Source organism: Oceanobacillus indicireducens, assembly GCF_014647195.1.
Taxonomy (GTDB): Bacteria; Bacillota; Bacilli; order Bacillales; family Amphibacillaceae; genus Oceanobacillus; species Oceanobacillus indicireducens.
Genome location: NZ_BMOS01000005.1, coordinates 103,616 through 109,729, shown reverse-complemented (window position 1 = coordinate 109,729; position 6,114 = coordinate 103,616). Strand labels below are relative to the sequence as shown.

At 38.7% G+C, this 6,114-nt stretch carries 8 protein-coding genes; 1 reads left to right on the top strand and 7 read right to left on the bottom strand.

Going from position 1 to position 6,114, the window contains the following annotated elements; genetic code table 11:
- The 4 genes from IEX94_RS19650 to IEX94_RS05055 all read right to left on the bottom strand — a co-directional run.
- Positions 1-575, bottom strand: a 575-nt coding sequence (locus IEX94_RS19650; protein ID WP_373290798.1) for a DEAD/DEAH box helicase family protein, incomplete at its 3' end; no start/stop codon positions are given.
- 127 nt (positions 576-702) lie between these two features.
- Positions 703-1,545, bottom strand: coding sequence for a DegV family protein (gene fakB / locus IEX94_RS05065; protein WP_188856297.1), 843 nt, complete (start codon positions 1,543-1,545; stop codon positions 703-705).
- A 223-nt stretch (positions 1,546-1,768) separates the two neighbouring features.
- Positions 1,769-2,464 carry a response regulator gene (locus tag IEX94_RS05060; RefSeq protein ID WP_188856296.1) on the bottom strand — a complete coding sequence of 232 codons (696 nt, stop codon included), beginning with the start codon at positions 2,462-2,464 and terminating at the stop codon, positions 1,769-1,771.
- Positions 2,465-2,527: 63 nt separating this feature from the next.
- Positions 2,528-3,667, bottom strand: coding sequence for a sensor histidine kinase (locus tag IEX94_RS05055; RefSeq protein WP_188856295.1), 1,140 nt, complete (start codon positions 3,665-3,667; stop codon positions 2,528-2,530).
- Positions 3,668-3,834: 167 nt separating this feature from the next.
- Between IEX94_RS05055 and IEX94_RS05050 the strand changes: the two genes are divergently transcribed.
- Complete coding sequence (locus IEX94_RS05050; RefSeq protein ID WP_156855620.1) at positions 3,835-4,482, top strand: YigZ family protein; 648 nt, start codon at positions 3,835-3,837, stop codon at positions 4,480-4,482.
- A 56-nt stretch (positions 4,483-4,538) separates the two neighbouring features.
- Here the strand turns inward: IEX94_RS05050 and IEX94_RS05045 are convergent, their stop codons facing one another.
- The 3 genes from IEX94_RS05045 to IEX94_RS05035 form a co-directional block, all read right to left on the bottom strand.
- Entirely contained in the window at positions 4,539-4,694 is a 156-nt protein-coding gene (locus tag IEX94_RS05045) for a hypothetical protein (protein WP_188856294.1), read from the bottom strand.
- A 230-nt stretch (positions 4,695-4,924) separates the two neighbouring features.
- Entirely contained in the window at positions 4,925-5,413 is a 489-nt protein-coding gene (locus tag IEX94_RS05040) for a VanZ family protein (protein ID WP_229782574.1), read from the bottom strand.
- A 323-nt stretch (positions 5,414-5,736) separates the two neighbouring features.
- The gene (locus IEX94_RS05035) at positions 5,737-6,069 is read right to left on the bottom strand and encodes a helix-turn-helix domain-containing protein (protein WP_156855621.1); all 333 of its coding nucleotides are present in this window, start codon (positions 6,067-6,069) and stop codon (positions 5,737-5,739) included.
- Between the last annotated feature and the right edge of the window lie 45 nt (positions 6,070-6,114).

The following is a 6,114-nucleotide window of genomic DNA, read 5'->3' as shown; positions in this document are numbered from 1 at the left end:
GCTTTCTCGAGCCGAGGCTTTAATTCGCGGACGACATCTGCTCTCGGTGGTCGCCGTATCATTAAAAAACCTTCTTCCAATGCCTTGGAGATTGCCGGGAAAAGCATCTCAGTTTTCCCTGCTCCGCAAACTGCCCAAGTCAGAATTTCGTTCTCCCTGTTTAAAATGGCTTCTGTAATTCGTAAAGCAGCTTTCTCTTGCGCCCTGGTTAATGTTCCTTCCCATGAACACGGATTTTCATGTTTCGGCCAGACTGCTGGTGGCCCATTCCAATAATAAAGGACATCACATTCCATCAGTCTCCCCATATCGATACAGCTTCTACAATAAAAATGGGTATTTTCACATTTTTTACAGGGCATTTTAGCAAATTGGCGGGCAGATTCATTACCACAGCGCATGCATTTCGTTCGGAGAAATGATTTTTGAAGGGCGGGCTTTGTTGCTAAGAGGTTTTCTGATAGGAGGTGGCGAGCAAGCTTGTCTTCAATGGGAAGTTCTTCAAGGCGGAGCAGTTTTCCATCTAAAAGGGCAGCAAGTTCATGTAGAGGAGGAACTGATTGTTGCTGGATCATTAGCATCATCCCTTCTTCAATTATTATAATTGTTAGTATATATCATAAGCTTCTGTAACTCAATCCATAAAAAACAGCCGTAAAAGACTGTTTTTTTGGATTGCGTATAAAGCTGCTAACCAACTTCTTATTTCTCGTACCAGCCGACTCCGATCGCTTTTTCGCCGAGGTGAGTACCGATAACTGGTCCGAAGTAGGAAATGGACGTTTCGATATTTGGATATTTTTGTTTGAAATCTTTTTCCAATGCTAGAACTGCTTCCTCGTCATTCGCATGAATGAAGCTTACCTTCAAGTCTTTCCCTTTTTCCGCTTCTGCTTCAAGCATGCCAATAAGGCGGTTCACCGCTTTCTTACGGGTGCGGATCTTTTCAAATGGGACAATTAATTTATCTACAAAGTGAAGCACTGGTTTAACTTGCAGTAAGCTTCCGACAATAGCTTGAGCATTTGAAAGTCGTCCACCCCGAGTCAAGTTCGTTAAATCATCGACCATAAAATAAGCACGCATCGATTGTTTCATTTCATCCAGGCGGACAATAATTTCTTCCGGTGTTTTATTTTCCTTGCTAAGCTTCACGGCTTCGTAAACATAAAAAGCTTGGACAAAACAACTTGCTTCTGAATCATAAGCATACAAATCAATGCCTTCAACCATTTCACCAGCACTTAAAACAGCCTGGTACGTCCCGCTGATTCCGCTGGATAGATGTACGGAAATAACAGCATCATAATCCTCAGCAAGCTGTTCAAGCTTCTCCGCGATATAGCCGATGGAGGGCTGGGATGTTGTCGGCAGTTCTTTATAACTTTTCAGTTTCTCATAAAATTCTTCTGTTGTAATATCAATTTCCTCGCGGTAAGATGTATCATCAAATACGACGCTCAATGGTACCATATGAATGTTTAGTTCTTCACGAATTTTCTCCGGAATATAAGCTGTACTATCTGTCATGACAGCAATTTTCATCGTTTACCTTCTCCTTCATTTCACTATTTTTTATTTTAAAGTATGTATTCTATAATCCCAAATGTATGACCTATATTTTACATGAAAATCGGAAAAAATTCATTAAACATCAACATAATTTCCCAAATAAAAAACCCTTGTTTTAACAAGGATTTTTTAGGTTATATATGAAACCATAAAAATATCTCGTAGGTGTCTAATGTTGCTAGCGATAGCCTAAGCTTTACAATACCTCTACCCAGCCTTTTTTAATTGCCGTTACGACGGCTTGGGTTCGGTCGTTAACATTCATTTTTTGCAAGATATTACTAACATGGTTCTTTACTGTCTTCTCACTTATATATAAAGTTTCTGCGACTGCGCGGTTACTCTTTCCGTCAGCAAGCAGTTGGAGTACTTGACATTCACGCTTCGTAAGCAAATGAAGTGGTTTACGGTATTCAACAACTTTATCACCAGCACCTGCTGCAACGCTATCCGTAGCAAGACGACGATACTCTTTTACTAAATTATGGGTAACTTTTGGATGTAAGTAAGAGCCGCCTTCACTAACTACACGGATCGCTTCGATTAAAGAATCAGAATCCATTTCCTTTAAAAGATACCCCTGTGCACCAGTTTTTAATGCATGGGTAACATAAGCTTCATCATCGTGAATGGATAAGATGATGACTTTCGTTTCTGGGAAATAACGGACTAAGTCAGCTGTGGCTTCAATTCCATTAATATTCGGCATGTTGATGTCCATCAAGACAACATCTGGATTATTTTCTTTAACAAGCTTTGCCGCTTCTGTACCGTCATCTCCTTCTGCGATTACTTCAAAGGATGATTCAAATTCTAAAATCCGCTTCACTCCTTCACGAAATAACTTATGATCATCGATTAGTACAATCTTAATTATATTGTCATTTACCATCTGTACTTCCTCCCAAAAATCATTTAATTGTCGATTTGTTTTATTCGTGAATACTTCGGTGTCTTATTCTGCTGCGTCAGGAACGCGTATGATGACAGTCGTTCCTTCATTTTGTTTTGAACTAATGTCTAATTCTCCGCCCAACATGTCCACACGTTCCTTCATGCCAACAAGACCAAAAGAATTCTCGTTCTTTATATTTACATCGAACCCTTTTCCATTATCTTTAATAATCATGATGATATTCTTTTTCTGAATTTGTAATTTCACTTGAATAAGTGTCGGATTGGCATGTTTAATTGCGTTTTGAACAGACTCCTGCATTAACCGGAATAAAGCAACTTCATATTTATCATTCAGACGCTTTTCTTCCCCTAAAAAGACAAAGTCGATGTCAATTTGGTGGAAGTCAATAAGATTTGCAATATATTTCCGGATTGTCGGTATCAGTCCTAAATCGTCAAGTGCCATCGGACGTAAATCATAAATTATTTTTCTTACCTCATAGAGTGATGAACGGATCATTTTTCGTACACTTTGAAGCTCATCTATTGCCGCCTTAACGGAATTCTCATGCAATACCCGCTCGATAATTTCCGAACGGAGCAGAATGTTTGCAAGCATCTGGGCCGGACCATCGTGGATCTCACGGGATAATCTTCTACGCTCTTCTTCCTGCGCTTCAATGATTTTCAGACCGAATGCCTGTTTTTCTTTTGCAGTTTCAATCAGCTCATTAACCTGGAAGAAATCATCTGCAAGATATTGTTCGACCACCGAAATCTTGCTTGTAATCCCTTCCGCTTTATTAATTGTATCATATAGATTAACGAGTCGGCGCTCGATATCGTCGCGTTTTTTTCTTAAGTCTGCTTCTTTCTCCCTGTACACCGTCATCTGTGCTTGTAATTGATGGGTATCCTTGTAGGCCTGATGAATATCATTTTCCGTGTAGCGAACGAAATCTTTACTTACCTCTGCTAGACGCTTCCGAGAAGCCCGCATGTCGATTTCCAAGCGATCGCCTTCTTCTATGTACTCTATTATAAGTCTTTTCGTTTCCTCCAGTTCTTTTTTTAGGGTATCATATTCGTGACGAGCCTGTTCACTAATATTAAAAATTTCATTCTTACTACTCTTGACTACACGAATCATTTCATCGATGACCTGATCAATTGCTTTTTCACTATTTTTGATCAACATCGTTACCACCACCCTGTATGTTATAATATACGCGATACATTTCATTTTTCATAGGGTCTATTCCCTACTTCCACGTTTTCAGAACTTTTTACCTAATATTATCTACCGATATGAAGTACTCTATACAGGGATAAGATTGCCCAAAGAAGATTATAAGGAGTGATTCAATGCTATCACACTATTTTACCGTAAAACAAGAAGGACAGGACGAAATAATCATTCAGAAATCCCGATTTATCGGCTATGTACGTCGTGTCGAAACGGAAGAAGAAGCTCAATCGTTCATCCAGGAAATTAAGAAGAAGCATTACGATGCTACCCATAACTGCTCTTGCTATATGATCGGAGAAAATAATGAAATTCAAAAAGCAAATGACGATGGAGAGCCAAGCGGGACTGCCGGAATACCCATGCTGGAAGTATTGAAGAAACAGAATCTGAAAGATACTGCAGTAGTCGTGACCCGCTACTTTGGAGGGATTAAGCTCGGTGCAGGAGGTCTGATCCGCGCATACGGCAATACGACAAGCCAAGCAATTAAAACGACGGGAATTGTAAAACGAGTATTGATGCAAGGCGTGTCCGTTACGGTCGACTACGGTCTGCTCGGTAAATTGGAAAATGTGCTAAGACAATCTGATCATGTTCTCGAAACGATAAATTATCTGGAGAATGTTGAATTTATCGTTTATGTCGAAGCTGGGGAAAAGGATAATTTCAAAGATTGGATGATAGATTTAACAAATGACCAGGCAGATATCCACTTTACAGATGAAAAATATCTAGAAATCGATGTTGAAAGCACAACAGAATAATTTTCTATTAAAAACAAAAAAGCTCCATTCATTTATTAGAATGCAGCTTTTTTTCTTTACTTGACTAAAGGATGTTGAGATTTCACACCAATATTTGTTGTAAGTTCATTTATTAATGTGCGAATTAATTCTTCAGACGTTTGAATCTTTTCATTTTCAGTTTCGTCGATTATTTTTCTTAACATATTCTTGTACCGCTCTTGCTCACCCATAACTCTATTCCCGCCTTTTCATTGCTTTCAATTCTAGTGTTTTTGAAGTCTAGCGTTGTAACAGTTGTCATTGTAAGCTTTCTCTAGAGGTTGGTGAATCAATGTTATAGCTTACGTACTAGCTTTGGGTTTTTTTAACTTTTCATATAGGACATTATACAACTTTTTTCATAGATTTTCATCTTTTTTCGCAATTTTTATGAGATATCTTAGGGAAAGCTTATTAAAAGCTATTTGGACAGGCTCCTTTTACGAATGATAGTTGGGAGAACCACAGCAATTAAACCACCCATGCTGTCAAGGAAAACATCCCCAATATATGGTGTACGGTTCGGGGTGAACCCCTGATGGATTTCATCCATAATAGCATATGCAACGGTTAGTAAAAAGGCAAGTAATAATTGGATTTTAAATCGCAGACTCGTTGTCCTAGCAAGTGCAATCTTAAACAAACAAGTAAGGAAGAGAAAAACAAATACATGGGCACCTTTTCGAACGAAGAATTCTACAATCCCCTCTACACCATGAGTTTCGATGCTTACAATGGATCCGTTATATGTAAACCGCACCTCATTTACCAATGGTTCGAGAAACCCCAAGTTCACAGATTCACCTAAAAATGGTTTCATATCCTGCTGTTCATATGGCGTAGCGGAAGAATAGAAAATAATGCCCATCCAAAGAACGGGAAGCAGCCAATACCAATATTTTTTATCCAATCGGAAAACTCTCCAATCTATTCACAACGTAACAAAGGTGGAAGTTCCCTTACAGTAAGTTTCCTAGGTCTGGGAGTGTAAAGTTTAATATTTTCTCACTCGCCGTGCTGCAAACTTACTTAGTGAAGAAACATTCCTCGCAAAGCAGCAAGAAGTAATTCATTTGGGCTTTGCTTGGTGCGGGGAAAATATGGCTACTCTTGGCACGTCAGTTATCTAGAGCATATTTATTTTATAGTATTCCTTGCAGTAAAAAACCATAGTATAGGAAGATACCATGGTTTGCAGACTTTCTTGGATTAATGTAGAGAAAGACGGGGTGACTACTCTGACTCTTGTTCTTTTCTCCATTTATTAAACTCGAGATATTCTTTAAATTGTTTCTTGGAAACTCCTGATTGCATTGCTTCCAACACAATTTCAAGCCATTCCCGGTCCAGATCTTTAATTTCGACTTCATCACTATTATAGAGAAGTTCATTGACAGAAACTCCTAAAGCTTCACTGACTTTCTCAATAAATTGAATGGATGGGTTTGTTTGCTTATTCCGTTCAATCGAACTCAAATATGATTTGGCTACCCCAGCTTTTTCTGCTAATTCTGATATGGACATTTTTTGTTCTGTTCTGAATGTTTTAATTCGTTCACCAAGCAAACCCACTCACCTACTTTCACTCGAATTATATCATATAATAGGTGA